The 24,319-nt window shown below is 67.5% G+C and carries 22 protein-coding genes; 16 read left to right on the top strand and 6 right to left on the bottom strand.

Annotated features, from left to right (window positions below; all coding sequences use genetic code 11):
• Positions 1 to 7: 7 nt before the first annotated feature.
• A complete protein-coding gene (locus C1H66_RS05105; protein WP_102626824.1) occupies positions 8 to 1,579 on the bottom strand; it encodes an ABC transporter substrate-binding protein in 1,572 nt (523 codons plus the stop codon).
• Between the two features lie 148 nt (positions 1,580 to 1,727).
• Positions 1,728 to 2,378, bottom strand: a complete 651-nt coding sequence (can, locus tag C1H66_RS05100) for a carbonate dehydratase (protein WP_102626823.1) — start codon at positions 2,376 to 2,378, stop codon at positions 1,728 to 1,730.
• Between the two features lie 167 nt (positions 2,379 to 2,545).
• Between can and gorA the strand changes: the two genes are divergently transcribed.
• The 10 genes from gorA to yidD all read left to right on the top strand — a co-directional run bounded on the left by gorA (position 2,546) and on the right by yidD (position 11,666).
• Positions 2,546 to 3,904, top strand: coding sequence for a glutathione-disulfide reductase (gene gorA / locus C1H66_RS05095; protein WP_102626822.1), 1,359 nt, complete (start codon positions 2,546 to 2,548; stop codon positions 3,902 to 3,904).
• Between the two features lie 254 nt (positions 3,905 to 4,158).
• Entirely contained in the window at positions 4,159 to 4,737 is a 579-nt protein-coding gene (ectA, locus tag C1H66_RS05090) for a diaminobutyrate acetyltransferase (RefSeq protein WP_102626821.1), read from the top strand.
• Positions 4,738 to 4,825: 88 nt separating this feature from the next.
• Positions 4,826 to 6,091: a diaminobutyrate--2-oxoglutarate transaminase gene (gene ectB, locus C1H66_RS05085; RefSeq protein ID WP_102626820.1), complete on the top strand. Its 1,266-nt coding sequence runs from the start codon at positions 4,826 to 4,828 to the stop codon at positions 6,089 to 6,091.
• A gap of 70 nt (positions 6,092 to 6,161) precedes the next feature.
• Positions 6,162 to 6,572, top strand: coding sequence for an ectoine synthase (locus C1H66_RS05080; protein ID WP_102626819.1), 411 nt, complete (start codon positions 6,162 to 6,164; stop codon positions 6,570 to 6,572).
• Between the two features lie 338 nt (positions 6,573 to 6,910).
• A complete protein-coding gene (locus C1H66_RS05075) occupies positions 6,911 to 7,753 on the top strand; it encodes an ATP-dependent zinc protease family protein (protein WP_102626818.1) in 843 nt (280 codons plus the stop codon).
• Between the two features lie 42 nt (positions 7,754 to 7,795).
• A complete protein-coding gene (locus C1H66_RS05070; protein WP_102626817.1) occupies positions 7,796 to 9,301 on the top strand; it encodes a UUP1 family membrane protein in 1,506 nt (501 codons plus the stop codon).
• Positions 9,302 to 9,306: 5 nt separating this feature from the next.
• Positions 9,307 to 10,296 (top strand): alpha-L-glutamate ligase-like protein, encoded by a 990-nt coding sequence (locus tag C1H66_RS05065; protein WP_102626816.1) that lies wholly within the window; start codon positions 9,307 to 9,309, stop codon positions 10,294 to 10,296.
• A 70-nt stretch (positions 10,297 to 10,366) separates the two neighbouring features.
• Positions 10,367 to 10,822 (top strand): transcriptional repressor, encoded by a 456-nt coding sequence (locus tag C1H66_RS05060; protein ID WP_102626990.1) that lies wholly within the window; start codon positions 10,367 to 10,369, stop codon positions 10,820 to 10,822.
• A gap of 35 nt (positions 10,823 to 10,857) precedes the next feature.
• Complete coding sequence (gene hisI, locus C1H66_RS05055) at positions 10,858 to 11,310, top strand: phosphoribosyl-AMP cyclohydrolase (protein WP_102626815.1); 453 nt, start codon at positions 10,858 to 10,860, stop codon at positions 11,308 to 11,310.
• Between the two features lie 71 nt (positions 11,311 to 11,381).
• Positions 11,382 to 11,666 carry a membrane protein insertion efficiency factor YidD gene (gene yidD, locus C1H66_RS05050; protein ID WP_102626989.1) on the top strand — a complete coding sequence of 95 codons (285 nt, stop codon included), beginning with the start codon at positions 11,382 to 11,384 and terminating at the stop codon, positions 11,664 to 11,666.
• Between the two features lie 4 nt (positions 11,667 to 11,670).
• On the opposite strand, the gene C1H66_RS05045 is transcribed toward yidD, so the two are convergent.
• Both C1H66_RS05045 and C1H66_RS05040 read right to left on the bottom strand, forming a co-directional pair.
• The gene (locus C1H66_RS05045) at positions 11,671 to 12,096 is read right to left on the bottom strand and encodes a SufE family protein (RefSeq protein ID WP_102626814.1); all 426 of its coding nucleotides are present in this window, start codon (positions 12,094 to 12,096) and stop codon (positions 11,671 to 11,673) included.
• Between the two features lie 28 nt (positions 12,097 to 12,124).
• Positions 12,125 to 13,312, bottom strand: coding sequence for a tyrosine-type recombinase/integrase (locus tag C1H66_RS05040; RefSeq protein ID WP_370741267.1), 1,188 nt, complete (start codon positions 13,310 to 13,312; stop codon positions 12,125 to 12,127).
• A gap of 258 nt (positions 13,313 to 13,570) precedes the next feature.
• Between C1H66_RS05040 and C1H66_RS05035 the strand changes: the two genes are divergently transcribed.
• The gene (locus C1H66_RS05035) at positions 13,571 to 14,641 is read left to right on the top strand and encodes a DNA-binding protein (RefSeq protein WP_170064085.1); all 1,071 of its coding nucleotides are present in this window, start codon (positions 13,571 to 13,573) and stop codon (positions 14,639 to 14,641) included.
• A gap of 180 nt (positions 14,642 to 14,821) precedes the next feature.
• Here C1H66_RS05035 and nfuA read toward each other — a convergent pair whose 3' ends face one another.
• Positions 14,822 to 15,412, bottom strand: coding sequence for a Fe-S biogenesis protein NfuA (gene nfuA, locus C1H66_RS05030; RefSeq protein ID WP_102626811.1), 591 nt, complete (start codon positions 15,410 to 15,412; stop codon positions 14,822 to 14,824).
• A 237-nt stretch (positions 15,413 to 15,649) separates the two neighbouring features.
• Here nfuA and metH point away from each other — a divergent pair, with 237 nt between their 5' ends.
• The 4 genes from metH (at position 15,650) to C1H66_RS05010 (ending at position 23,056) form a co-directional block, all read left to right on the top strand.
• Positions 15,650 to 19,381, top strand: a complete 3,732-nt coding sequence (metH, locus tag C1H66_RS05025; RefSeq protein ID WP_102626810.1) for a methionine synthase — start codon at positions 15,650 to 15,652, stop codon at positions 19,379 to 19,381.
• A gap of 55 nt (positions 19,382 to 19,436) precedes the next feature.
• On the top strand, positions 19,437 to 20,765 hold the full coding sequence (locus tag C1H66_RS05020; RefSeq protein WP_102626809.1) for an MATE family efflux transporter: 1,329 nt from the start codon (positions 19,437 to 19,439) through the stop codon (positions 20,763 to 20,765).
• A 127-nt stretch (positions 20,766 to 20,892) separates the two neighbouring features.
• Complete coding sequence (locus C1H66_RS05015; RefSeq protein WP_102626808.1) at positions 20,893 to 22,545, top strand: nitrite/sulfite reductase; 1,653 nt, start codon at positions 20,893 to 20,895, stop codon at positions 22,543 to 22,545.
• Positions 22,538 to 23,056, top strand: coding sequence for a DUF934 domain-containing protein (locus tag C1H66_RS05010; RefSeq protein ID WP_102626807.1), 519 nt, complete (start codon positions 22,538 to 22,540; stop codon positions 23,054 to 23,056). The genes C1H66_RS05015 and C1H66_RS05010 overlap by 8 nt, the downstream gene beginning before the upstream one ends.
• Positions 23,057 to 23,089: 33 nt before the next feature.
• Here the strand turns inward: C1H66_RS05010 and smrA are convergent, their stop codons facing one another.
• Positions 23,090 to 23,683 (bottom strand): DNA endonuclease SmrA, encoded by a 594-nt coding sequence (gene smrA, locus C1H66_RS05005; protein WP_102626806.1) that lies wholly within the window; start codon positions 23,681 to 23,683, stop codon positions 23,090 to 23,092.
• A 120-nt stretch (positions 23,684 to 23,803) separates the two neighbouring features.
• Here smrA and C1H66_RS05000 point away from each other — a divergent pair, with 120 nt between their 5' ends.
• Complete coding sequence (locus tag C1H66_RS05000; protein WP_102626805.1) at positions 23,804 to 24,247, top strand: gamma-glutamylcyclotransferase family protein; 444 nt, start codon at positions 23,804 to 23,806, stop codon at positions 24,245 to 24,247.
• The last annotated feature ends 72 nt before the right edge of the window (positions 24,248 to 24,319 follow it).

Below are 24,319 nucleotides of genomic sequence, written 5' to 3'. Positions count from 1 at the left end.
GCCGGGGCTAGTCGCGGCCGATGACCAGGTCACCGAGGTACGGGAAGTCGGTGGCATTGACCACCGGCTCGATGGCCACCCCCTCGCGGGCACCATAGGCGAGATTCTGCCAGTGCAGCATGACGAAGCCGGCGTCCTCATGGAGCATCGCCTCGGCGTCGCGCAGCATGGCGTTGCGCGCCTCCATGTCGGTCTCGCCGTCGGCCCGGGCGACCAGGGCGTCGAGTTCCGTATTGCAGTAGCCGCCGTAGTTGTACTGGCCGGCACCGGTCTCGGCATCGATACAGGCGGTCAGGTACTGGAAGAAGTTGGCGCTGTCCTCAGTGTCGGCATGCCAGCCGATCATCGCCGCGTCAGAGCTGCGGGTGTCGTACTCCGGCCAGTACTGGGCCAGTGGCATGGTGCGCAGGTTCACGTCGATGTTGATGCGCGCCAGCATGTTGGCGATCGCCTGGGCGATCTGGGCGTCGTTCACGTAGCGGTTGTTGGGGGCGATCATGTCGATGCCGAAGCCGTCGGCGTAACCGGCCTCTTCCATCAACTGCCCGGCCCGCTCCAGATCGTAGCGCGGGGGCAGCTCGGGGTTGTGACCCGAGTAGCCGCTCGGGGAGAACTGGGCGGCCGGGGTGGCGAAACCGCGCATCAGGCGGTCGGCGATGCCTTCCTGGTTGATGGCATAGGCCACAGCCTGGCGGACCCGCGGATCGCGGAAGGCCTCGACACGCTCCTCGTTGAGCTGGAAACCGATGATGCGGGTGCCGGAGATCTCCACGAGGTCGACCCCCTGTGCCTGGCGGACCCGATCCAGGTCGTTGGGTGGCACGGCATCGATGAAGTCGACACCGCCGGAGAGCAGGGCGGCGACCCGCGCGGCATTCTCGGCAATGGGGGTCAGCACGATGCGCGAGACATTTCCCTCGCTGCCCTCGTCCCAGTAGTCGGCGAAGCGTTCGAACTCGACCCTCACCCCCTGGCGTCGCTCGGTGACGACGAAGGGCCCGGTACCGGAAAGGTGGCGGGAGGCGAAGGAGTTGCCGGCCTTGACGATCTGCGCCTTGTCCTGACCGGTGTCGGTGGTGCCGGTGTAGAACTCGCGATCCAGCGGAAAGATATAGGTGGCCAGGTTGAGCAGCAGCGGGTAGGGCTCATGGGTGGTGATCTCGAGGGTGTGGGCATCCACGGCATGCGCCTCGGCGATCGGTTCGAAGATGGCCCGGTAGTCAGGGCTTTGCTGGAGTCGCTCGATGGTCCACACCACGTCCTCGGCGGTGAAGGCATTGCCGGTATGGAAGGTCACGCCCTCACGCAGCGTCATGCGCAGCGTGGTCTCGTCCACCTGTTCCCAGTCGCTGGCCAGGCGCGGCTCGAAATCGAAGTCCTTGGTCCAGCGTACCAGCGGATCGAAGGCGAGATGCGAAAGACGCAGCATGCCGCCGGAGAGCTGTTCGTGGAGATCCAGTGTCTCCGGATCGGCGCTGTAGCCGATGCGCAGGGTCTCGGCGGAGACGCTGGCGGGGAGGAGGGCGCTCGCCGCGGCGGCGCCGATCATGCAGGCCAGTACGGTCTTCTTGAAGCTCATGTTGTTCCCTTGTGAAAGGTTGTTATGCCTTCTATCGACGGGAACTACCTTAGTGAGCCGGTTCTGGCGGAGACAATCGAAATAATGACTGGCCTCATGCGCGGCCTGCATCGGCACGGCAGCGCGGCAAGTGGCGCCTGCTTCGCCCTCAGTCGCCGGTGGGGGTCAGCCGGTCGATGCGATAGAGGGTGGTGGCCTGGTCGAGGCCGGAGACCGTGCAGCCGAGGTCCTTGACGCGTCCGTCGGCCAGGCCATAGACCCAGCCGTGCACCGCCAGCTCCTGGCCGCGCTGCCAGGCGTGCTGGACGATCTTGGTGCGACACAGGTTGGTGACCTGAGCCTGGACATTGAGCTCGCACATGCGGTCGATCTGGGCATCCCGGTCGAGGGGGGCCAGCTCATCGCGGTGGCGGGCATAGAGCTCGCGTACCGAGTGCAGCCAGATGTCCACCATGCCGTTGTCGCCACCTTCGACCGCGGCGCGTACCCCGCCGCAGCCGTAGTGGCCGACCACCATGATGTGGCGCACCTTGAGTACCTCCACCGCGTACTGCAGTACCGACAGGGCATTGAGGTCATTGTGATGGAGCAGATTGGCCACGTTGCGATGGACGAACACCTCGCCCGGGGGCAGCGAGATGATCTGGTTGGCCGGTACCCGGCTGTCGGAGCAGCCGATCCACAGGTAGTCGGGGTTCTGCTGCTGCGAGAGTCGCGAGAAGAAGCCGGGATCCTCCTGGCACATGCGCTCGGCCCAGGCGCGGTTGTTCTCGAGCAGGTCCTGGATGTCGTTGTTCATGGCGGCATTCCTCGAGTGGCGGTGTTGGGTGGAGGCGGCAGCCCCTTTTACCGCCACACCCGCGAGCGGTCAACCGCCGACTCTCCCGAGGGGGCGGCGGGGCTGGTATCATCGCCGCATTCCGTTTCCAGGGCCGCCAGGCGGCCCTTCCCGATCAGGAGAATCACGTGTCCGAGTTCGACTACGATCTTTTCGTCATCGGTGCGGGCTCCGGCGGCGTGCGTGCCGCCCGCACCGCGGCCGCGACCGGAGCCCGAGTCGCCGTGGCCGAGGATCGCTACCTGGGCGGTACCTGCGTCAACGTGGGGTGCGTGCCCAAGAAACTCTACTCCCAAGCGGCCCATTTCCATGACGCCTTCGAGGATGCCGGCGGCTTCGGCTGGCGGCTGCCGGCGGCGCCCGAGTTCGACTGGGCGACCCTGCGCGACAACAAGATCGGCGAGATCAAGCGACTCAACGGCATCTATGGCCGCCTGCTCGACGCCGCCGGGGTACGCCTGATCAACGGCCGCGCCCGGGTGCTCGACGCGCATCGGGTGGAGGTCGCCGGCGAGACCATCAGTGCCGCCCGGATCCTGGTCGCCGTGGGCGGCTGGCCCTGGGTGCCCGAGTTCCCGGGCAGCGAGCTGACGCTGGACTCCAACCAGATCTTCGACCTCGACGCCTTCCCGCGCCGCTTCCTGGTGCTCGGCGGTGGCTACATCGCCGTGGAGTTCGCGAGCATCTTCAACGGCCTGGGCAGCGAGACCCACCTGGTCTATCGCGGCGAGCTGTTCCTGCGCGGCTTCGACCATGAGGTGCGCGAGTTCGCCCGGGACGAGATGGCCAAGAAGGGCGTCAACCTGCACTTCGAGGCCAACATCGAGGCGATCGAGCGGCTCGATGGAGGGCTGCTGGTGACCCTGACCAACGGTGAGCGGCTCGAGGTCGATGCGGTGCTGGCCGCCACCGGCCGCAGGCCGCACCTCGAGGGGCTCGGCCTGGACGGTCTCGAACTGACCGACACTGGCCACCTGCGGGTCAACGACCGCTTCGAGACCTCGGTACCCTCGATCCTGGCGCTGGGCGACGTCACCGGCGGTCCGGAGCTGACCCCGGTGGCGCTGGCCGAGGCGATGCACCTGGTGCAGCACCACTTCGGCGAGGCGCCGCCGAAGACTCCGCTCGACTACCGCAACATCGCCACCGCGGTGTTCTGTCATCCCAATATCGGCACCGTGGGACTCTCCGAGGAGCAGGCCCGGGAGCAGTACGGCGATATCCGTGTCTATACCACCGACTTCCGTCCCCTGAAGCACACCCTGTCCGGCAGCAGCGAGCGTTGCCTGATGAAGCTGATCGTCGATGACGAGAGCGACGTGGTCGTCGGTGCCCACATGGTGGGCGAGGAGGCGGGGGAAGTGATCCAGGGGATCGCCATCGCCGTGCGTGCGGGGCTCGCCAAGGCAGACTTCGACGCCACCGTGGGGATTCACCCCACCGGCGCCGAGGAGTTCGTCACCCTGCGGACCCCGACCCGCCGCTGAGTCGCGGATCGACCATCACACGCCGCCCACGGGCCGCCTCGTGGGCGGCCCGTCGACGTTACGGAAAGGGGAAAATCGTCACCGGCCTGACACATGAAACGGACTAGACTCTTGGAGAGAGGCGCCGACTCGGTGCATGGTCGAGCCTAGTATAATTTTCTATTATGGATAGCAGGCAGCAGGATAATGCTTGCTTTGAAATGTGATAAGCCGCTGTTATAATGTTGGGAAATTCGCTACAGCGAAACACCGTCATGAATGCAACCACCGAGCCCTTTACACCCTCAGCCCAGTTGGCGCGCCCGAGCGTCGCCGATGCCGTGGTCGGCTTCGACGCGATGCCCCTGTTCATCCGCAAGCCCAACCCCGATGACGGCTGGGGAATCTACGAGCTGGTCAAGTCGTGTCCCCCGCTGGATGTCAATTCCGCCTACGCTTACCTGCTACTGGCCACCCAGTTCCGTGACACCTGCGCGGTGGCCACCAACGAGGAGGGCGAGATTGTCGGCTTCGTCTCCGGCTACGTGAAGAGCAATGCCCCGGACACCTATTTCCTGTGGCAGGTGGCGGTGGGCGAGAAGGCCCGCGGCACCGGTCTGGCGCGCCGTCTGGTCGAGGCCGTCATGTCCCGCCCCGAGCTGGCCGAGGTCCACCATCTCGAGACCACCATCACCCCCGACAACCAGGCCTCCTGGGGGTTGTTTCGTCGCCTGGCCGATCGTTGGCAGGCGCCGCTCAACAGTCGCGAGTACTTCTCCACCGATCAGCTCGGTGGTGAGCACGACCCCGAGAACCTGGTGCGTATCGGTCCCTTCCAGACCGATCGTCTCTGAATCACCCCGCACTATCCTGCCTGGCGTGTGGCCGCTGGCCGGCCTCGCCATGCCTATCCGATTCGTCTTCTCCCAAGGAGGTCGCCCGATGCAGACCCAGATCCTCGAACGCATGGAATCCGAAGTCCGGACCTATTCCCGCTCCTTTCCGGTGGTCTTCACCAAGGCCCTGAATGCGCGCCTGACCGATGAGGACGGTCGCGAGTACATCGACTTTCTCGCCGGTGCCGGCACCCTGAACTACGGCCACAACAACCCCAAGATCAAACAGGCGCTGCTCGACTACCTGGCCAGCGACGGCATCGTTCATGGCCTCGACTTCTGGACCGCCGCCAAGCGCGACTACCTCGAGACCCTCGAGGAACTGATCCTCAAGCCGCGGGGCCTGGAGTACAAGGTGCACTTCCCGGGGCCGACCGGGACCAACGCCGTCGAGGCGGCCATCCGCCTGGCCCGCGTGGCCAAGGGCCGTCACAACATCGTCACCTTCACCAATGGCTTCCACGGCGTGACCATGGGGGCCCTGGCCACCACCGGCAACCGCAAGTTCCGCGAGGCCACCGGGGGCATACCCACCCAGGGGGCGGCCTTCCTGCCCTATGACGGCTACCTCGGCGAGCACACCGATACCCTCGACTACTTCGAGAAGCTGCTCGGCGACAAGTCCGGCGGCCTCGACGTGCCGGCCGCCGTGCTGGTCGAGACGGTGCAGGGGGAGGGCGGCATCAACGTGTCCGGCCTCGAGTGGCTCCAGCGCCTGGAAGGCATCTGCCGCGCCCACGACATCCTGCTGATCGTCGACGACATCCAGGCCGGCTGTGGACGTACCGGCAAGTTCTTCAGCTTCGAGCATGCCGGTGTGACCCCCGACATCGTCACCAACTCCAAGTCGCTCTCCGGTTACGGCCTGCCGTTCGCCCACGTGCTGATCCGCCCCGAGCTCGACAAGTGGAAGCCAGGGCAGTACAACGGCACCTTCCGCGGTTTCAACCTGGCCTTCACCACCGCCGCCGCGACCCTGCGCCATTACTGGAGCGACGACAGCTTCGAGCGTGACGTCCAGCGCAAGGGCAGGGTGGTCGCCGACCGCTTCCAGAAGATCGCCGCCTGGATCGGCGAGCAAGGCATCGAGGCCTCCGAGCGTGGCCGCGGGTTGATGCGCGGCATCGACGTCGGCAACGGCGAGATCGCCGACAAGATCACCGCCAAGGCCTTCGAGAACGGCCTGGTGATCGAGACCAGTGGCCAGGACGGCGAAGTGGTCAAGTGCCTGTGCCCGCTGACCATCACCGACGAGGATCTGCTGGAAGGCCTGGATATCCTCGAGGCCAGCGTCAAACAGGCGCTACGCTGATAATCTGAAGGGCCGTTCGCCGATCGAGCGGCGGCCCGGTCATCGACACCTTGCACATCGGAGTTCAACCATGATCGTTCGCAATCTCGAGGAAGCGCGCCAGACCGACCGCCTGGTCAAGGCCGAGAACGGCAACTGGGACAGTACCCGCCTGTCGCTGGCCGACGATGGCGGCAACTGTTCCTTCCATATCACCCGTATCTACGAAGGCACCGAGACCCATATCCACTACAAGCACCACTTCGAGGCGGTCTACTGCATCGAGGGCGAAGGCGAAGTGGAGACCCTGGCCGACGGCAAGATCTGGCCGATCAAGCCGGGTGACATCTATATCCTCGATCAGCACGACGAGCACCTGCTGCGTGCCAGCAAGACCATGCACCTGGCCTGCGTCTTCACGCCAGGCCTGACGGGGCACGAGGTACATCGCGAAGACGGCTCCTACGCACCGGCCGAGGCCGACGACGCCAAGCCGCTCTGAGCTCCAGTGGCGTGAAGCGCTTCGGCCATCGCCCCCGGTTCGCATGAGCCGGGGGCGATGCCATCTGGGGCCGGCAGGATTCCCCGGGGCCGATACAGGGGCATCGGGCTGCACCATTGGTTGGACACGGTGTCGGATACCGGACCGGCGAGCGACACTTGCCGTGCGGCTCATTCGACCGCCATCAGTTCGCATAATGTATATTATGTTAAATTATCCATGGGGCGATGTCCCCTTGCGGGGTCAACCCAACCTCGACGGCCCGGTATGTGGCGTTGGACAAGGCAGCCAGCGACTCCTTATCATCACGCCACCACTTACAGGATCTTCCTCACCCCATGCGACAACCCCTGCTGCACACCGGTGCCCTGTCCCTCGCCCTGCTGTTGTTCGGCTGCGCGACTCCGAGCGACCGACCCGAGCCGGAACCGGTACTGACACCCGATGAATTCGCGACGCGTATCGACCGCCTGGAGACCGAGATGGTCTCGCGCTGTGATGCGCAGCACGAGCTGCTGGCCACCCAGGTCCAGCGCCAGGAGCTGAGGGATACCGACCTGCGGGAGTTCGGCAGCCTGCTGCGCCACCTGCGGGCCGATATCGAGCGGCTGGAGCGTGTCGATGGCGAGCCGGTCGTCGTGTCACGCGAGTGCGTGGCCGATGAACTCGGGTTGGCCAACAAGGCCGTGGTCGGTCGCAGTGAATGGATCGGCCTGCCCGATGTCGGTACCTACCTCAAGGCACGGGTCGACTCCGGCGCCAACACCTCCTCGCTATCGGCCACCGACATCACCCGCTTCGAGCGTGACGGCGAGGACTGGGTCCGCTTCAAGCTCGGCCTGGGCGAGAATGACGTGGCGGTCGAAGGCGTCCGTGACGACTGGATCGAGGCACCGGTAGAGCGTCGCGTGCGTGTCCTCCAGGCGGCCGGCCAGACGTCGCGGCCGGTGGTCAGCCTGCTGATGACCCTGGGGCCGATACGGGAGACGGTGGAGTTCACCCTCAACGATCGCTCACATCTCAACTACCCGGTGCTGCTGGGGCGGCGATTCCTGATGGATATCGCGGTGATCGATGTGGCCGAGAGCTATCTACATGAACGACCGGAGTTCCCCGGCGGCCGTCCGGCAGAGGAAGCCGAACACGACGAGGCCGGGGACCAAGATGACGAAGAAGCCTGAAACGCCGGCTGGCCAGCCGCCCGCCCCTTCCAAGGATGACCCATGTCACGACTGCCCTTCTATCTGATCGTCGGCCTGCTGCTGGTGGTCGGTATCGCCATCAGCGTGCATCGCCACGTACAACTCGAGGTGCCTTGGACGCCCGGTGAACAGCGCCAGGTCTGGGAGGTCGAGGCGCTGGTCAATTTCAACGCCCAGGGTGGCCCGGTCATGGTCGATATGGCGCTGCCCACCAACCAGCAAGGCTACCGCCTGCTGACCGAGAACACCGCCTCTCCGGGCTATGGCCTGGCCTTCCTAGAGGACGAGCGTGGCCGGCGCGCCCAGTGGTCGATCCGCGACGCGGCCGGCAGCCAGCAGCTCTACTATACGGTGCAGCTGCTGGTGGCCCCGGGATCGCGGGCCCCGGAGGTCGAGTCCCCGCCCCTGCGCCGCGACATCGTCTGGGAGCGCCCCTACGACACCGCCGCGGCCCAGGTAATCGAGCGAGCCTGGGGCCGCAGCGCCGACGCCTTCTCCTTCGCCCGCGAGCTGATCCGCGACTTCGGCGACGAACGCCAGGGCGAGAACGTCCGCCTGCTGTTGACGCAGTTCGAGCGCAGCCCCCTGCTGGTGCGTCTGCTCAATCAGGCCGGGGTGCCGGCCCGGGAGGTCAGCGGCCTGGTGCTCGAGGATGGCCGGCGGCGCCAGAGCCTGACCTCGTGGGTGCAGGTATTCGCCGAAGACGAGTGGGCACTGTTCAACCCGGCGACCGGAGCGCGGGGCCGTCCCGACAACCTGCTGCTCTGGGAGTCCGCCGGGCAGGCGGTGCTGGAGGTCCAGGGGGCAACCAACTCCCGGGTCAGCTTCTCGATGCTCACCCACAACCAGCCCGCCGCCGCCGCGGTGCGCAACCAGTTGGCCGACGACACCCTGCTCAACTTCTCGATCCACAGCCTCCCGCTCGAGGAGCAGGCACTGTTCCAGACCATCCTGCTGATCCCCATCGGCGCGCTGGTGGTGGTGATCCTGCGGGTGCTGGTCGGCATCAAGACCTCGGGTACCTTCATGCCCGTGCTGATTGCGCTGGCCTTCATCCAGACCACGCTGATCACCGGGCTCGTCGGCTTCCTGCTGGTCGTCGCCGTGGGCCTGGTGATCCGAAGTTACCTGTCCCACCTGAATCTCCTGCTGGTGGCGAGGGTCACGGCGGTGATCATCACGGTGATCGCCATCATCTCGCTGTTCTCGGTGCTCTCCTACCGCTTCGGCCTCAATGCCGGCCTGACCATCACCTTCTTCCCGATGATCATCCTCTCCTGGACCATCGAGCGGATGTCGATCCTGTGGGAGGAAGAGGGGCCCAAGGAGGTGCTGATCCAGGGCGGCGGCAGCCTGCTCACCGCGGTGCTCGCCTACCTGGCCATGAACAACCCCTGGATCCGCCACATCACCTTCAATTTCCTGGGGGTCCAGCTGATACTGATGGCACTGATCCTGCTGCTCGGCAACTACACCGGCTACCGGCTGCTGGAGCTGCGCCGCTTCAAGCCCGTCACCGAGGATTGAGCCCCATGTGGACGACCCCCGACAAGCTTCGCGCCAAGGGCATCATCGGCATGAACCGGCGCAACATCCGCTATATCGGTCGTTACAACGACCGGCGGCTCTATCCGTTGGTGGACGACAAGCTCAAGACCAAGCTGCTGGCCCAGGAGTATGGCATCACCACGCCGGCGCTGATCGGCACCGTGACCACCCAGTTCGGCGTCAAGCATCTGCGCGGCATGCTCGAGGGCCACCACGGCTTCGTCATCAAGCCGGCCAAGGGCAGCGGCGGCAAGGGGATTCTGGTCATCGAGCAGAGCGCCGGCGATGTCTACATCAAGCCCAGCGGCGCCCAGATCAGGCTCGAGGACATCGAACGCCACGTCTCCAACATCCTCTCCGGGCTCTACTCCCTGGGCGGGTCGCCGGACGTGGCGGTGGTCGAGGCGCTGATCAACTTCGACGAGCGACTCTCCGAGTACACCTACGAGGGGGTACCGGACATCCGGGTGATCGTCTTCAAGGGCTACCCGGTGATGGCCATGATGCGCCTCTCCACGGCGGACTCCGACGGCAAGGCCAACCTGCACCAGGGGGCGGTGGGTGTGGGGCTCGACATCACCAGCGGGACGGCCATCCGCGGCGTGCAGTTCGACCGCACCCGCCACGATCATCCCGATACGGGCCACGAACTGATCAGCCTGCGGATCCCCGACTGGCGCACCCTGCTGCTGCTCGCCGCCGGCTGTTACGAGATGACCGGGCTCGGGTATCTCGGCACCGACATGGTGCTCGACCGGGATCGTGGCCCCATGCTGCTGGAGCTCAATGCCCGCCCCGGGCTGGCCATCCAGATGGCCAACGGCGAGGGGTTGAGGCCTCGCCTCGACCTGATCGAGCGACAGCCGGAAGGGGGCTCACCCGAACAGCGAGTGGCCTTCGCCCAGCAGCACTTTGCCCGCCAGAGCGAGCTGCGCGAGGCCGAGCCGGAACCCTCTGCCGTTGCCGTGGGCTGACGCGCCGACTGGCTCCCCCGCCCCCCGACGCGTAGACTATTGCATTCCACTCAGCTACCGCATGGCCGCCATGACCGACTCCCGTGCCCTGATGCATCAGGCCGAACGGCAATGCCAGCGCCGCGGCGTTCGCTTCACGCCGATTCGGCGACGCGTGCTGGAGATGATCGCCGACTCACCCGGTGGCCTCAAGGCCTATGACCTCCTCGACAGGTTGGCCACGGAGCATGCCGCGGCCCGGCCGCCGACCATCTACCGTGCCCTGGAGTTCCTCATCGACCAGGGGCTGGTGCATCGCATCGAGTCGCTCAACGCCTACGTGGCCTGCCCCTGCCCCGAGCATGCCCACGGCTTCCAGTTGCTGATCTGTCGCCATTGCGGTCGGGTCGAGGAACTCCACCTGGATGACGTCAATGCCCAGTTGGCCCAGCGCGCCCGGGACCTCGGGTTTCGCGTCGACCGTCAGACCATCGAGCTGCTCGGCCACTGCGAGGCCTGCCTGCAGGCGGTCGCCGGTAAGCAGTGAGTGCCCCGCCCTTCCCTTCGCACACAGGAGCCCGCATGAGTGACACCTTCAAGCGCCTCGAGCAGGCCAGCGTCGATAGCCGGCACCCGCTGGAGGAGATTCTCGCTTCGGTCCGCTTCAACGCCGAGGGACTGATCCCCGCCATCGCCCAGCAGCACGACAGCGGCGAGGTGCTGATGATGGCCTGGATGAACCGTGAGGCGCTGGAGGAGACCCTGAAGACCGGGCGGGTCTGCTACTGGTCGCGCTCCCGGGGCAAGCTGTGGCGCAAGGGGGAATCGTCCGGCCAGCAGCAGCATCTCGAGCGTGCGGCGCTGGATTGTGACGGCGACACCCTGCTGCTGCAGGTCGAGCAGACCGGTCCCGCCTGCCACACCGGTCGACGCAGCTGCTTCTATGTGGCGCTCGAGGGGGACCGCGCACGCATCACCAGTGCCCCGCTGATCGACCCGGCCACCCTCTACGGCGCGTCCGGCAAGCAGGAGTGAGCGAGGTGTCCCGCTTCGCCGGCCGCTGGCGTCGCCTCCCGGGACTGGCCGCACGCCTCCTGGGGCTGGTGATGATCGGGCTGGTGACGGCCTACCAGTTCACGCTCAGCCCGCTGCTCGGCCCCCGCTGCCGCTACTGGCCGAGCTGTTCCCGCTACACGGTGGAGGCGATACGCGTGCACGGGCCGTTCAAGGGGGGCTGGCTGGCGGTGAGGCGCATCGTGCGCTGCCACCCCGGCAGCGACGGCGGCATCGACCCGGTCCCGGGCGGGCCCAGCGAGCAACTGTGCCGCGAGGACGACGAGCTGGACGAGAACTTCCGTTGCCGGCGGCATGATGGCCACCGCCAGGGATGACCGCTCAGGCCGCTTCCTGCTCCGCGACCTCGTAGATGCGTGCCAGCATGCTGTTCAGGCCGTTGCTGCGGGTCGGCGACAGGTGCTTGTCGAGCCCCAGGTCCCCGAGGAAGTGCGGGCTGGTGGCGCGAATCTCGGTCGCCGGGCGGTCGTTGTAGATGCGCATCAGCACGGCGATCAGCCCGGAGACGATGGCGGCATCCGAGACGGCGTCGAAGTGGATGACGCCCTCCTCGTGGCGATGGTGGATCCAGACGTTCGACTGGCACCCCTGAATCTTCCGCTCGGGGGTCTTCCACTCCTCGGGGAAGGCGGGCAACTGCTTGCCCATGTCGATGATGTACTGGTAGCGATCCATCCAGTTGTCGAACATCTCGAATTCATCCAGCAGCTCCCGCTGGGCCTGTTCGGCGGTGATCTCGGAACTCATGACGCCTCCTTTGAAGGGGTTGTCACCATTATAACGTGTCGGGATCGCCATCACGATCGCTGACAACGGCACAGCTCGTCAGGCCGTGCGCCGACTGCTGACGATGCCACTCCTCGTCCTCGGCATGCAGGTAACGGGCCGTGGTATCGAGCCGGGCGTGGCGTGCGGTGCCGGCGAGGTAGCGCAGCTCCACCCCGGCCTGGGCCTGGTGGGTCAAGGCGGTATGCCGCAGCCAGTGCGGCGTGGCGCGACGCAGGCGCAGCACCTCGGCCCGGGCGCCCTCCCCCCGCTCCCTCTCCAGCGTGGCGGCGGCGTCGCGGAAGGTCTCGCGGATCAGCCGATAGAGCCGATTGTCGCCGAGGCCGCGCCTGCCATCCAGGGCGCGCAGCAGCGGGCCGTCGTCATCCGGCCCCGGATGCGGCGGCAGCCCCAGCGCGGCGCGCCATGCCTCCAGCAGGACCAGCATGTCGGGCGGCACCGGGATCCGTGCCGCCTTGTCGCCCTTGCCGATCACCCGCCACCACCAGCGCCCTTCGCGGCGCACGAAGTCGCCCATGCGTGCCGCAGCCATCTCGCCGATCCGCGGAGCCAGCAGGTAGGCGAAGCCGAACACGAAGCGCCGGCGCTCGGCCTCGAAGCAGCGCCGTGGTGAGACGCCCTCCTCCCGTGGCCTGGAAAGCCAGCCCCACAGCCAATCCCACAGCGGCTTCTCCAGGTAGCGCTCGATCCCGCCCTGGCGGTTGTCGAGCCGTCGCCGCTTGTCGCGCATCAGCCGGAAGGGATTGTGGGCGACCCAGCCGGCCTCGACCAGCCAGGCGAAGAGCCCCTGCAGGATCACCAGGCTCTGGCGGCGGCTGGCCGGCGACAGCGGGCCGCGAAAGGGGCGCCAGTCGGGGCTGTGACGCGGACGCGACGGCCCCACCCACTCCGCGACCGGGCGCGGGTCGGCGAGGAAGGTCTCGAAGGCGTCGAGGTCATCGCGCCGGAGATCGCCGAGCCCCCTGCCCTGCACGGCCAGCCACAGCAGCAACCGCTCGGCCTCGCGGCGATAGGCGGCCCGGGTACGCGGGCTCGCGCGGTATTCCGCCAGCCACCGCGCCACGGCCTCGGCGTCATTGCCGGCCTGGATATGCGCCGCCGGACGCCTCCCCGCCACGGCAGGCAGCATGACGTCACCTTCCGCCGGGGCCAGCCCTCCTTTCCCGTCCTGTTGCATGCGGCTCCTCCCATCGCCTCCCGCTTGTTCTCACGGCATCGCCGGGCGGATTGTCCGGCGCTGCCGCCAATTAATCAAGATAAGCCGCGTAATCTTGCTTTTACCCGTCATGCAATAAATAAAATTACATTTTACGTATTATGTAATAATCTTCCACGATACGGCCGCATGGGGTATCCTGCGTCCGAAGCCGGGGGCGGCGGCCACCCGGAGACCTCGGCGGTGCCACCCGACCGAGCGACCGACCAGGAGAACGGCATGGCACGCAGTGGAGTGCGGTACGAAGATGTGCAGCGGGCGATCGATGACCTGCTGGCCCGGGGCGAGTCACCCAGCGTGCAGAAGGTACGCGAGGTGCTGGGAACCGGGAGCTTCACCACCATCAGCGAACATCTCCGCCTCTGGCGCACCCGTCGCGAGGAGAACCGCGACCTGCCCCCGCCGCGGGGCATGCCCGAGGCGCTGCAGGCGCTGGCCGAGGCGCTGTGGGACAGGGCCCAGGAGGCCGCCGGGGAGGCGTTGACCCACTACCGCGAGGAGGCCAACCGGCAGGTCGAGGCCGCTCGGGACGAGGTCGCCGAGGCGCGGCGCCAGGCGGAGGATGCCGAGCAGCGCGAGTCGGCCCTGGCCAGCCACCTGGCCAGCACCGAACGACGACTGGAGGAGCGCAGTGCCACCCTCGCCCGCGGGGAGGCCGAGCGCGAGGCGCTGGCCGAGCAGCAGGCACGCCTCACCGCCCGCACCGAGCAGCTCGAGGAGCAGTTGGAGCGCCTGCAGCTGGAGAACGAGCGTCAGGCCCGCGAGCACCAGTTGGCACTGACGGAGCGCGAGACGCAGCAACGCGAGCGGCTGGCCCAGGAAGAGCAGCGCCACGAAAGCGCCGAGGCCCGCCTGATGGCCCTGCTCGACGAGGCGCGCCAGGAGCGACAGGCGGCCGAAAAGGCCCATGCCGCACGCGCAGGGCAACTGGAAACGCGACTGGAACGCCTGCAGCAGCAACTCCAGGAAGCGCGTCGCGAGTTCGCCGAGGAGGAGAAGCGCCACCGCGAGACCGGCTGGGAGCGCGCCCGTGCCGAGGAGCAGGCCAGCACCCTGCGCCACGAGCAGGCCCTGCTCCAGGCGCGTATCGACGAACAGAAGCGCTTGCTGGAGGATCAGGCGCGGCGGCTGCGCGAGCTCGAGGCCCAGCTCAACCGCTGCCTCTGGCAGACCCCGGTGACGGCCCGGGGCGATGAGGCCGCCCCCGACGAGGCCGAGCCCGACAACGACGAAGGCCCCGCCGAAGCGGAGCCTTCAGAGAAAGGATCAGATACTAACAGGGAGCGCTGATTTGCGTTGCGAGCGATGAGAGGCTGGTCGCCGCCGGAGCGCAGCAACCGGAGTTGACTGGGTGCTCAATGAGGATTGTGAGCACCGCCGGCGGCCAGGATGGCTAGATTCGTTCCCTACAAATCAACGCACTTCCCACATCCATGTGGGTCGTCGAGCGCAGCAGGAAATCAGTGCTTCCTAGCGGTAGTAGGCGTTGGTCGTGTCCGTATGGTCGGTCACGTCGCGGATCCCGGCGAGTTCCGGGATGCGCTCCATCAGGGTCCGCTCGACGCCCTCCTTGAGGGTCAGGTCGACCGCCGCGCAGCCCTGGCAACCGCCGCCGAAGGCCAGTACCGCCACCTGGTTCTCGGTGAGCTCGACCAGCTTGATCTCGCCGCCGTGGGCGGCGAGACCGGGATTGATCTCGCTGTAGAGGATGTAGTTGACGCGATCCTCCAGCGGACTGTCGGCGTTGACCTTGGGCATCTTGGCGTTGGGCGCCTTGATGGTCAGCTGGCCACCCATGCGGTCGGCGTTGAAGTCGACCACCGCCTCCTCGAGAAACGGGAGGCTGTGCTTGTCGAGATAGACGCCGATCTTCTCGAGGTCCAGGCGCACGTCGCTGGGCTCCTCCTCACCGGGGCGACAGTAGGCCAGGCAGGTCTCGGCGTAGGGCGTCCCCGGCTGGGTGATGAAGATACGCACGGCAATGCCCTCGACGTTCTGCTTCTCGAGCAGCTCGGCAAGGTAGTCCTGGGCGCTGTCGGTGATCTGGATGCTATCGCTCATGGTGTTCTCGCTGGTCGGGCCGCGGCCCAGTCGGGCAGGCCGTAAGTGACATATCCCTCATGGTAAGCAAAACCGGCCCGCGAGACAATCCCGACCATTTTGGTCGGCTTTTGATCGGCCCTGCCCTCGCGGCGCCGCATTTGTTAACATACGGGCCGACTCGGCCCGCCCAAGAAGACGCCCAGAGGCGCCCGCCCGGCCGGCTACCCGTGACTTCGCTGGAGATCGACCCGACCCATGGCCGCCGTTCCCACCGCCCTGACCGCCACGCTCACCGACAGCCTGTCCCGGCGCATCCTGATGCTCGACGGGGGCATGGGGACCATGCTGCAGAATGCCAGCCTCGCGGAAGCCGATTTCCGCGGTGAACGCTTCAGCGACTGGCCCTCCGATCTCAAGGGCAACAACGACCTGCTGGCGCTGACCTGCCCCGACCTGGTGACCCGCATCCACCGCGAGTACCTGGAGGCCGGCGCCGACATCGTCGAGACCAACACCTTCAACAGCACCCGCCTCTCCCAGGCCGACTACGGCATGGAGGACCTGGTCCCCGAGCTCAACCGCGAGTCGGCGCGCCTGGCCCGCGCGGCATGCGATGCCGTGGCCGCCGAGACCGGCGTGCCGCGCTACGTGGCCGGGGTGCTGGGGCCGACCTCGCGCACCGCCTCGCTGTCGCCGGACGTCAACGACCCGGCCAAGCGCAACGTCACCTTCGACCAGTTGCGCGAGAACTATGTCGAGGCCGCCGAGGCGCTGATCGAGGGCGGCGCGGACCTGATCCTGATCGAGACCATCTTCGACACCCTCAACGCCAAGGCCGCGATCTACGCCCTGGAAGAGGTCTTCGAGGCCCGTGGCGAGCGGCTGCCGGTGATGATCTCCGGCACCATCACCGACGCCTCCGGACGCACCCTCTCGGGCCAGACCACCGAGGCATTCTGGAACTCGGTACGCCACGCCCGGCCGCTCTCGATCGGCCTCAACTGCGCCCTGGGGGCCGAGGAGCTGCGCCCCTACGTGGAGGAGCTCGCGACCAAGGCCGACACCTTCGTCTCGGCCCACCCCAACGCCGGCCTGCCCAACGAGTTCGGCGAGTACGACCAGACCCCCGAGGAGATGGCGGCCATCGTCGCCGAGTTCGCACAAAGCGGTCTGGTCAACATCATCGGCGGCTGCTGCGGCTCGACGCCCGAGCATATCGCGGCGATCCACCGGGCGATCCAGGGCATGGCCCCGCGCCGGGTGCCCGAGCGGCCCCGTGCCTGCCGGCTGTCGGGCCTGGAGCCCTTCAACATCGAGGCCGACTCGCTGTTCGTCAACGTCGGCGAACGCACCAACGTCACCGGCTCGGCACGCTTCAAGCGGCTGATCGTCGACGAGGACTTCACCACCGCCCTCGAGGTGGCGCTGGAGCAGGTCGAGAACGGCGCCCAGCTCATCGACATCAACATGGACGAGGGGATGCTCGAGTCCGAGGAGGCGATGGTGCGCTTCCTCAACCTGATCGCCGGTGAGCCCGACATCGCCCGGGTGCCGATCATGATCGACTCCTCCAAGTGGACGATCATCGAGGCGGGCCTGAAGTGCGTGCAGGGCAAGGCGGTGGTCAACTCGATCTCGATGAAGGAGGGCGAGGACGCCTTCCGCGAGCAGGCCACCGTCTGCCGGCGCTTCGGCGCCGCCGTGGTGGTGATGGCCTTCGACGAGGTCGGCCAGGCCGACACCTTCGCCCGCAAGGCCGAGATCTGCGAGCGCGCCTACCGCATCCTCGTCGACGAGCTCGACTTCCCGCCGGAAGACATCATCTTCGACCCCAACATCTTCGCCATCGCCACCGGCATCGAGGAGCACGACAACTACGCCGTCGACTTCATCGAGGCGACCCGCTGGATCCGCGAGCACCTGCCCCACGCCCTGGTCTCCGGCGGGGTCTCCAACGTCTCCTTCTCGTTCCGCGGCAACAACCCGGTGCGCGAGGCGATCCACTCGGTGTTCCTCTACCACGCCATCCGCGCCGGCCTGACCATGGGCATCGTCAATGCCGGCCAGCTCGCCGTCTACGACGACCTGCCCGCCGAGCTGCGCGAGGCGGTGGAGGACGTGGTGCTCAATCGCCGCAGCGACTCTACCGAACGGCTGCTCGACCTCGCCGACAAGTACAAGGGCGACGGCAGCGGCGGCGCCCGGAAGGAGGACCTCGAGTGGCGCTCCTGGGAGGTCGAGAAGCGCATCGAGCACGCCCTGGTCAAGGGCATCACCGCCTTCATCGAGGAGGACACCGAGCTCGCCCGCCAGCGGGCCGACCGCCCCATCGAGGTGATCGAGGGGCCGCTGATGGACGGCATGAACGTGGTCGGCGACCTGTTCGGCGCCGGCAAGATGTTCCTGCCCCAGGTGGTCAAGTCGGCACGGGTCATGAAGCAGGCCGTGGCCTACCTGATCCCGTACATCGAGGCCGAGAAGAGCGAGCTCTCTACAGAAGATCAGCAAGCCAAGGGCCGGATCGTCATGGCCACGGTCAAGGGCGATGTCCACGACATCGGCAAGAACATCGTCGGCGTGGTCCTGCAGTGCAACAACTACGAGGTGATCGACCTCGGCGTGATGGTGCCCGCCGAGAAGATCCTGCAGACCGCCCGCGACGTGAACGCCGACATCATCGGGCTCTCCGGGCTGATCACCCCCTCGCTCGACGAGATGGTCCACGTGGCCCGGGAGATGCAGCGCCAGGGGTTCGAGACCCCGCTGCTGATCGGCGGCGCCACCACCTCCAAGGCCCACACCGCGGTCAAGATCGAGCCCGGCTACGAGCATCCGGTGATCTACGTCACCGACGCCTCGCGGGCCGTGGGGGTGGCCGGCAAGCTGCTCTCGCCGGGCCTCAAGGAGGCCTATGTGGCCGAGATCCGCGCCGAGTACGAGTCGGTGCGCGAGCGCAATGCCCGCCGCCGCCCCAAGGCCGCCGACCTCAGCTACGAAGAGGCATGCCGGCGCAAGCCGGCGATCGACTGGACGAACTACACCCCGCCCCGTCCCGCCGTCACCGGCCTCATCAGCTTCGATGACTACGACCTCGACGAACTCGTCGAGCGCATCGACTGGACCCCCTTCTTCATGAGCTGGCAGCTCGCCGGCAAGTACCCGAAGATCCTCGACGACGCCGTGGTCGGCGAAGCGGCGCGCAGCCTCTTCCAGGACGCCCAGGCGATGCTGCGCAAGCTGATCGACGAGAAGCGCATCCAGGCCCGCGGCGTGATCGGCCTGTGGCCGGCCAACAGCGTCGACGACGACGTCATCGAGGTGTATGCCGACGAGTCGCGCACGGAGGTGATCGAGCGGTTGCACCATATCCGCCAGCAGACCACCAAGAACCGCGACGGGGTGTGTCACAGCCTGGCGGACTTCATCGCGCCCCGCCATGACGCCAACGGGGAGCCGTGCGGCAAGCCGGACTGGATCGGCGGCTTCGCGGTCACCGCCGGCCACGGCGTCGAGGAACTCAGCAAGGCCTACGAGGCCGCCGGCGACGACTACAACGCCATCCTGGTGCAGGCGCTGGCCGACCGCCTGGCCGAGGCCTTCGCCGAGCGCCTCCACGAGCGGGTGCGCAAGGAGTACTGGGGCTATGTGCCCGAGGAGTCGCTCGACAACGCGGCGCTGATCGGCGAGAAGTACCAGGGCATCCGCCCGGCGCCGGGCTACCCGGCCTGCCCCGACCATACCGAGAAGGCCACCCTGTTCCGGCTGCTCGAGGCCGAGGTCCACAGCGGCCTCGCCCTCACCGAGAACTTCGCCATGTGGCCCGCCGCGGCAGTCGCGGGCTGGTACTTCTCGCACCCACAGTCGAAGTACTTCTCGACGGGCAAGATCACCCGCGACCAGGTCGAGGTGCTGGCCCGCCGCAAGGAGATGACGCTCGAGGAGCTCGAGCGCTGGCTCGCGCCTGTGCTCTCCTACGACCCCGCCTGAGCCAGGCGCCGGGCCCGTCCGCGGGCGGGCCCGCCCTACCACCGACGGAAGACGGATGCTGCCCGAGACCACCCGCCGCCAGACGATCCTGCGCCTGGCCCTGCCGATCATCGCCGGGATGCTCTCCCAGAGCCTGCTCAACCTGATCGATGCGGCCCTGGTGGGCTCGCTGGGCGAGGTTCCCCTGGCCGGTGTCGGCATCGGCGGCTACGCCATGTTCCTGATCACCGCCGTGGTCTTCGGGCTCTCCTCCGGGGTCCAGGCCCAGACCGCCCGCCGCCACGGCGAGGAGGACTGGGGGCGGCGAGCCATGGCGCTCAACGCCGGCCTGCTGATCGCCCTGGCGGTCGCCGGTCCGCTGGCACTGCTCTGCCTGTGGCAGGCACCGCGGCTGCTGGCGATGATCAACCAGGACCCGGAGGTCAATGCGGTGGCGGTGGCGTATTTCCGCTGGCGGGTGGTCTCGCTGGTGCCCGTGGCGATGATCTTCTGCTTCCGCGGCTACTGGAACGGCATCCAGCAGACCGGCATCTACCTGCGCATCATCCTGATCATGCACCTGGTCAACGTGGTCGCGAGCATCGGCCTGATCTTCGGCCATCTCGGCCTGCCGGCCATGGGCGCCGCCGGCGCCGGGGCCGGTACCGCCCTCTCGCTCTACGTCGGCCTGGCGATCTGGGCCCTGCTCAGCGCCCGTCACGCCACCACCAGCGGTTTCCTGGCCGGCCTGCCGCGCCGGCTGACCGTGTTCACCACCCTGCGCCTGGCCACGCCCCACTCCTTCCAGCAACTCTGGTTCGCCGCCGGCTATGCCGTGCTGTTCTGGATGCTCGGGCGCATCGACACGCCCAGCGTGGCGGTGGGGCACGTGCTGGTGAACCTGTCGCTGCTGCTGATCCTGCCCGGGGTGGGCCTGGGCATGGCGGCGATGAGCCTGGTGGGCCAGGCGCTGGGGCGGCAGGCGCCCCGGGACGCCCATCGCTGGGGCTGGGAGGTGGTCCACCTGGCCTGGCCCTGCCTGGCGGCCCTGGCCCTGCCCATGGCGCTCTTCCCCGACGCGGTGCTGGGGCTCTTCCTGCACGACCCGGCGCTGATCACGCTGGGCCGGGTGCCGCTGCAGCTGACCGCGGCCATGATCGTGCTCGATGCCGCCGCCCTGGTGCTGGCCCAGGCGCTGCTCGGCGCCGGCGCCAACCGCATGGTGATGACGGCGACCCTGACCATGCAGTGGCTGGTGTTCCTGCCGCTGGCGTGGTGGGTCGGCGTGGTGCTGGAGCATGGCTTGCTCGGCATCTGGTGGGTGCAACTGGGGTATCGCTGCCTCAATTCGGCCTGGTTCGCCTTGATCTGGCAGCGGCGGCGCTGGTTGCAACTGCAGGTCTGACCCCGACCGTAATAACTCTTAACTCGAATTCTATGATCATTTATTCTTTCATAGAATATAGGAAGAGGAGTATGGTGCCTTCACGGCATATTCTCCTTCACCCGCTCCGACAGCAGGACACGCCTGAATGTATCGGTACGACACCTACGACCAGACCCTCGTGGATGAGCGCGTCGCCCAGTTCCGGGACCAGATGGACCGTCATCTGGCCGGCCGCCTCGGGGAGGAAGAGTTCCGCCCGCTGCGACTGCAGAACGGCCTCTATATCCAGAAGCATGCACCCATGCTGCGCATCGCCATTCCCTATGGCATGCTCGGCAGCCATCAGCTCAGGCGCCTGGCCGCCATAACGCGTCGCTACGACCGTGGCTATGCCCACTTCACCACCCGCCAGAACCTGCAGCTCAACTGGCCGGCCCTGGAAGACGTGCCGGATATCCTCGGCGAGCTCGCCGAAGTCCAGATGCACGCCATCCAGACCAGCGGCAACTGCATCCGCAACACCACCAGCGACCAGTTCGCCGGCATCGCCGGTGACGAGGTGGAGGATCCTCGGCCCTGGTGCGAGCTGATCCGCCAATGGTCGACCCTGCACCCGGAGTTCGCCTTCCTGCCGCGCAAGTTCAAGATCGCCGTCTCCGGTGCCGCCGAGGACCGTGCCGCCATCCAGGTCCACGACATCGGCCTGCGTCTGTGGCACGACGACCGCGGCGAGCTGCGGGTGAAGGTGCTCGCCGGGGGTGGCCTGGGCCGCACGCCGATGATCGGCGACGTGGTGCGCGAGGACCTGCCCTGGCAACACCTGCTCACCTACCTGGAAGCCTGCGTGCGGGTCTACAACCAGTTCGGCCGCCGCGACAACAAGTTCAAGGCGCGCATCAAGATCCTGGTCAAGGCGCTGGGCATCGAGGAGTTCCGCCGCCGCGTCGAGGCCGAATGGGCCCACCTCAAGGATGGCCCCCAGACCCTCACCGCGGCCGCGGTGGAGGCCGCCCGCGCCCACTTCCCCGAGCCCGAGCGGCGTCCGGTCGCCGAGGCCGCCATCGCCGACTTCGAGCGGTTACGCGCCGAGAACCGCGCCTTCTCGCGCTTCGTCACCAACAACGTCACCGACCACAAGGTGCCGGGCTACAAGGCGGTGACCCTGTCGCTCAAGCGTCGCGAGCACGCCCCCGGCGACGTCACCGCCGACCAGATGGAGGCCGTCGCCGATCTCGCCGACCGCTTCAGCTTCGGCGAGATGCGGGTCACCCACGAGCAGAACCTGGTGCTCTCCGACGTGCCGGTGGACGAGATCGAGCCCCTGTGGCGGGAACTCGAGGAGCTCGGCATGGCCAACCCCACGGTGGGCACCCTCAACGACATCATCTGCTGCCCCGGCGGTGACTACTGCGGCCTGGCCAATGCGGTGTCGATCCCCATCGCCCAGGCGCTCCAGGAGCGCTTCGAGGACCTCGACTTCCTCTACGACCTGGGGCCGCTGGACCTCAACATCTCCGGCTGCATGAACGCCTGCGGTCACCACCACGTCGGCCATATCGGCATCCTCGGCGTCGACAAGAAGGGCGAGGAGTACTACCAGATCTCGCTCGGCGGCAACGCTACCGACGACGCCTCGCTCGGCAAGATCCTCGGCCCCTCCTTCTTCCGCGAGGACGTGCCCGAGGTGATCGACAAGGTGCTGCAGGTCTACGTGGAGCAGCGGCATGAGGACGAGCGCTTCCTCGACACCTATCGCCGAATCGGCCTCAAGCCGTTCAAGGAGCGGGTCTATGCCTGATCAACAGCTGGAACACGCCCGCACCCTGATCAAGATGGGCCAGCCGGAGCAGGACGAATGGGCGCTGTCGCGCCTCGAGGAGGGCCTGCCGGCCCGCCGCCCGGTGATCGTGCCCCTGGCGCTGTGGCAGGCGCACCGTGACGACCAGGGCCTGGCGCCCTGGCTGGCCAGCGATACCGAGCTCACTCCCGAGCTGGCCGAGGAGCTTGCCCACGCGCCGCTGGTCGCCATCGACTTCCCCGCCTTCACCGACGGCCGCGGCTACTCCCTGGCCCGGCTGCTGAGGGAACGCCATGGCTACGAGGGCGAGGTCCGCGCCATCGGTGACGTCCTGGTCGACCAGCTGTTCTACATGACCCGCTGTGGCTTCGACGCCCTGGCGCTGCGCGAGGACCAGCACCTCGACGACGCCCTGCGCGCCCTGGGTGCCTTCAGCGTCAGCTATCAGCCGGCAGTGGACCAGGCCGAGGCCCTCTTCGAGCGCCGCCTGCGCGAAAACGGCGGCGCCTGACTGCCGGGCCGGCCCCCGGATCAGCCCCGACCGTCAACCGCGGCGCTTCTGCTGCCGTTCGCGGTTGGCCGAGCGGGCCCGCTCGCTCTTGCGCAGCATCACCCAGGTCGCACCCAGGCCGCCGTCGGCCTGCCCCGCCGAGACAAAGGCCTGGACCTCCTCGAACTGGGCCAGCCACTTGGCGAGGTAGGAGCGCAGCACGTTGGGCGCGCTGTCGATCTCGCGGCCCCGGCCATGGATGATCAGCACCGAGCGCAGGTCATGGTCGCGGGCCTCCCGGATGAAGGGCGGCAGGGCCCGCCGGCACTCCTCGAGGGGGCGACGCAGCAGGTGCAGGTGGGCCTGAGCCGCATAACCGCCATGGCGCAGGCGATCCACCACCCCCTGCTGGATGCCGTCACGGCGGAACTCGAGCGGGTCGAAGGGCGGCAGCAGGTCGACGAAGTCGTCGGAGAGGAAGTCGCGGCCCTGCGGCTCGGCGGCGGCGCTCTCCCGGCGGGCCAGCTGGGCCTCGCTGGGGCCGCGCGCGGCACGGCCGGGGTCGGCCCGGTTGCGTGCCCGCCCGAGGGGGCGCACATCATCCATCAGGGCCCTGAAATCCAGATCATCGCGTGCCGACTGTGTCATGGGCCACCTCCCGGTCGTCAGGGGAATCTCCATCCTAGCAGAGCCTGTCGGACGGCTTAAGCCGGACAGCGCCGCCCGCCCATGGCACGATGGTCTCTTACCGGCGCGCCCGGAGCGACCATGACACGACTGCGCCTCCTGCTGTTGACCCTGCTCGGCCTGCCACTCGCCGTGGCGGGCTGGCTGTGGCTGACCCTGCTCAGTCCCTTCACCTATGACCCGCCCGACGACCTGCCGGCCATCGCCGAGGGGCGCCATGAGGTGTTCGTCTACGGCACCCTGCGCGCGGGACTGGTGCGCTGGGTGGTCATCGGCCGCATGGGCGAGTCGGAACCCGCTGTGCTGGAAGGCTTCCGCCGCGAGGGGCTCGATCTCAGCGAGGCCCCGGGGGAGCGGGTCGAAGGCGAGGTGATCGAGGTGAGCGCCACCGAACTCGCCCGGCTCGACCGCTACGAGCGACTGGGGCTCCGCTACGAACGGGTCGTCCTGCCACTCGCCGATGGTCGCGAGGCCTGGGTCTATCGTCGCCTGCCCGAGGAGACACTCTCGGAGGCACGGTTGTGACCCGGCCTGGCGGCCTTCTACAATAGCGCCACTTTATCTCTGATCACCGCCCCGCCCCTCCCCGCCGGGACC

The organism is Halomonas heilongjiangensis, from assembly GCF_002879645.1.
GTDB classification, from domain to species: Bacteria; Pseudomonadota; Gammaproteobacteria; order Pseudomonadales; family Halomonadaceae; genus Halomonas; species Halomonas heilongjiangensis.
The sequence above is the reverse complement of the archived record's forward strand: the minus strand, read 5'-3'. Positions and strand labels throughout refer to the sequence as shown.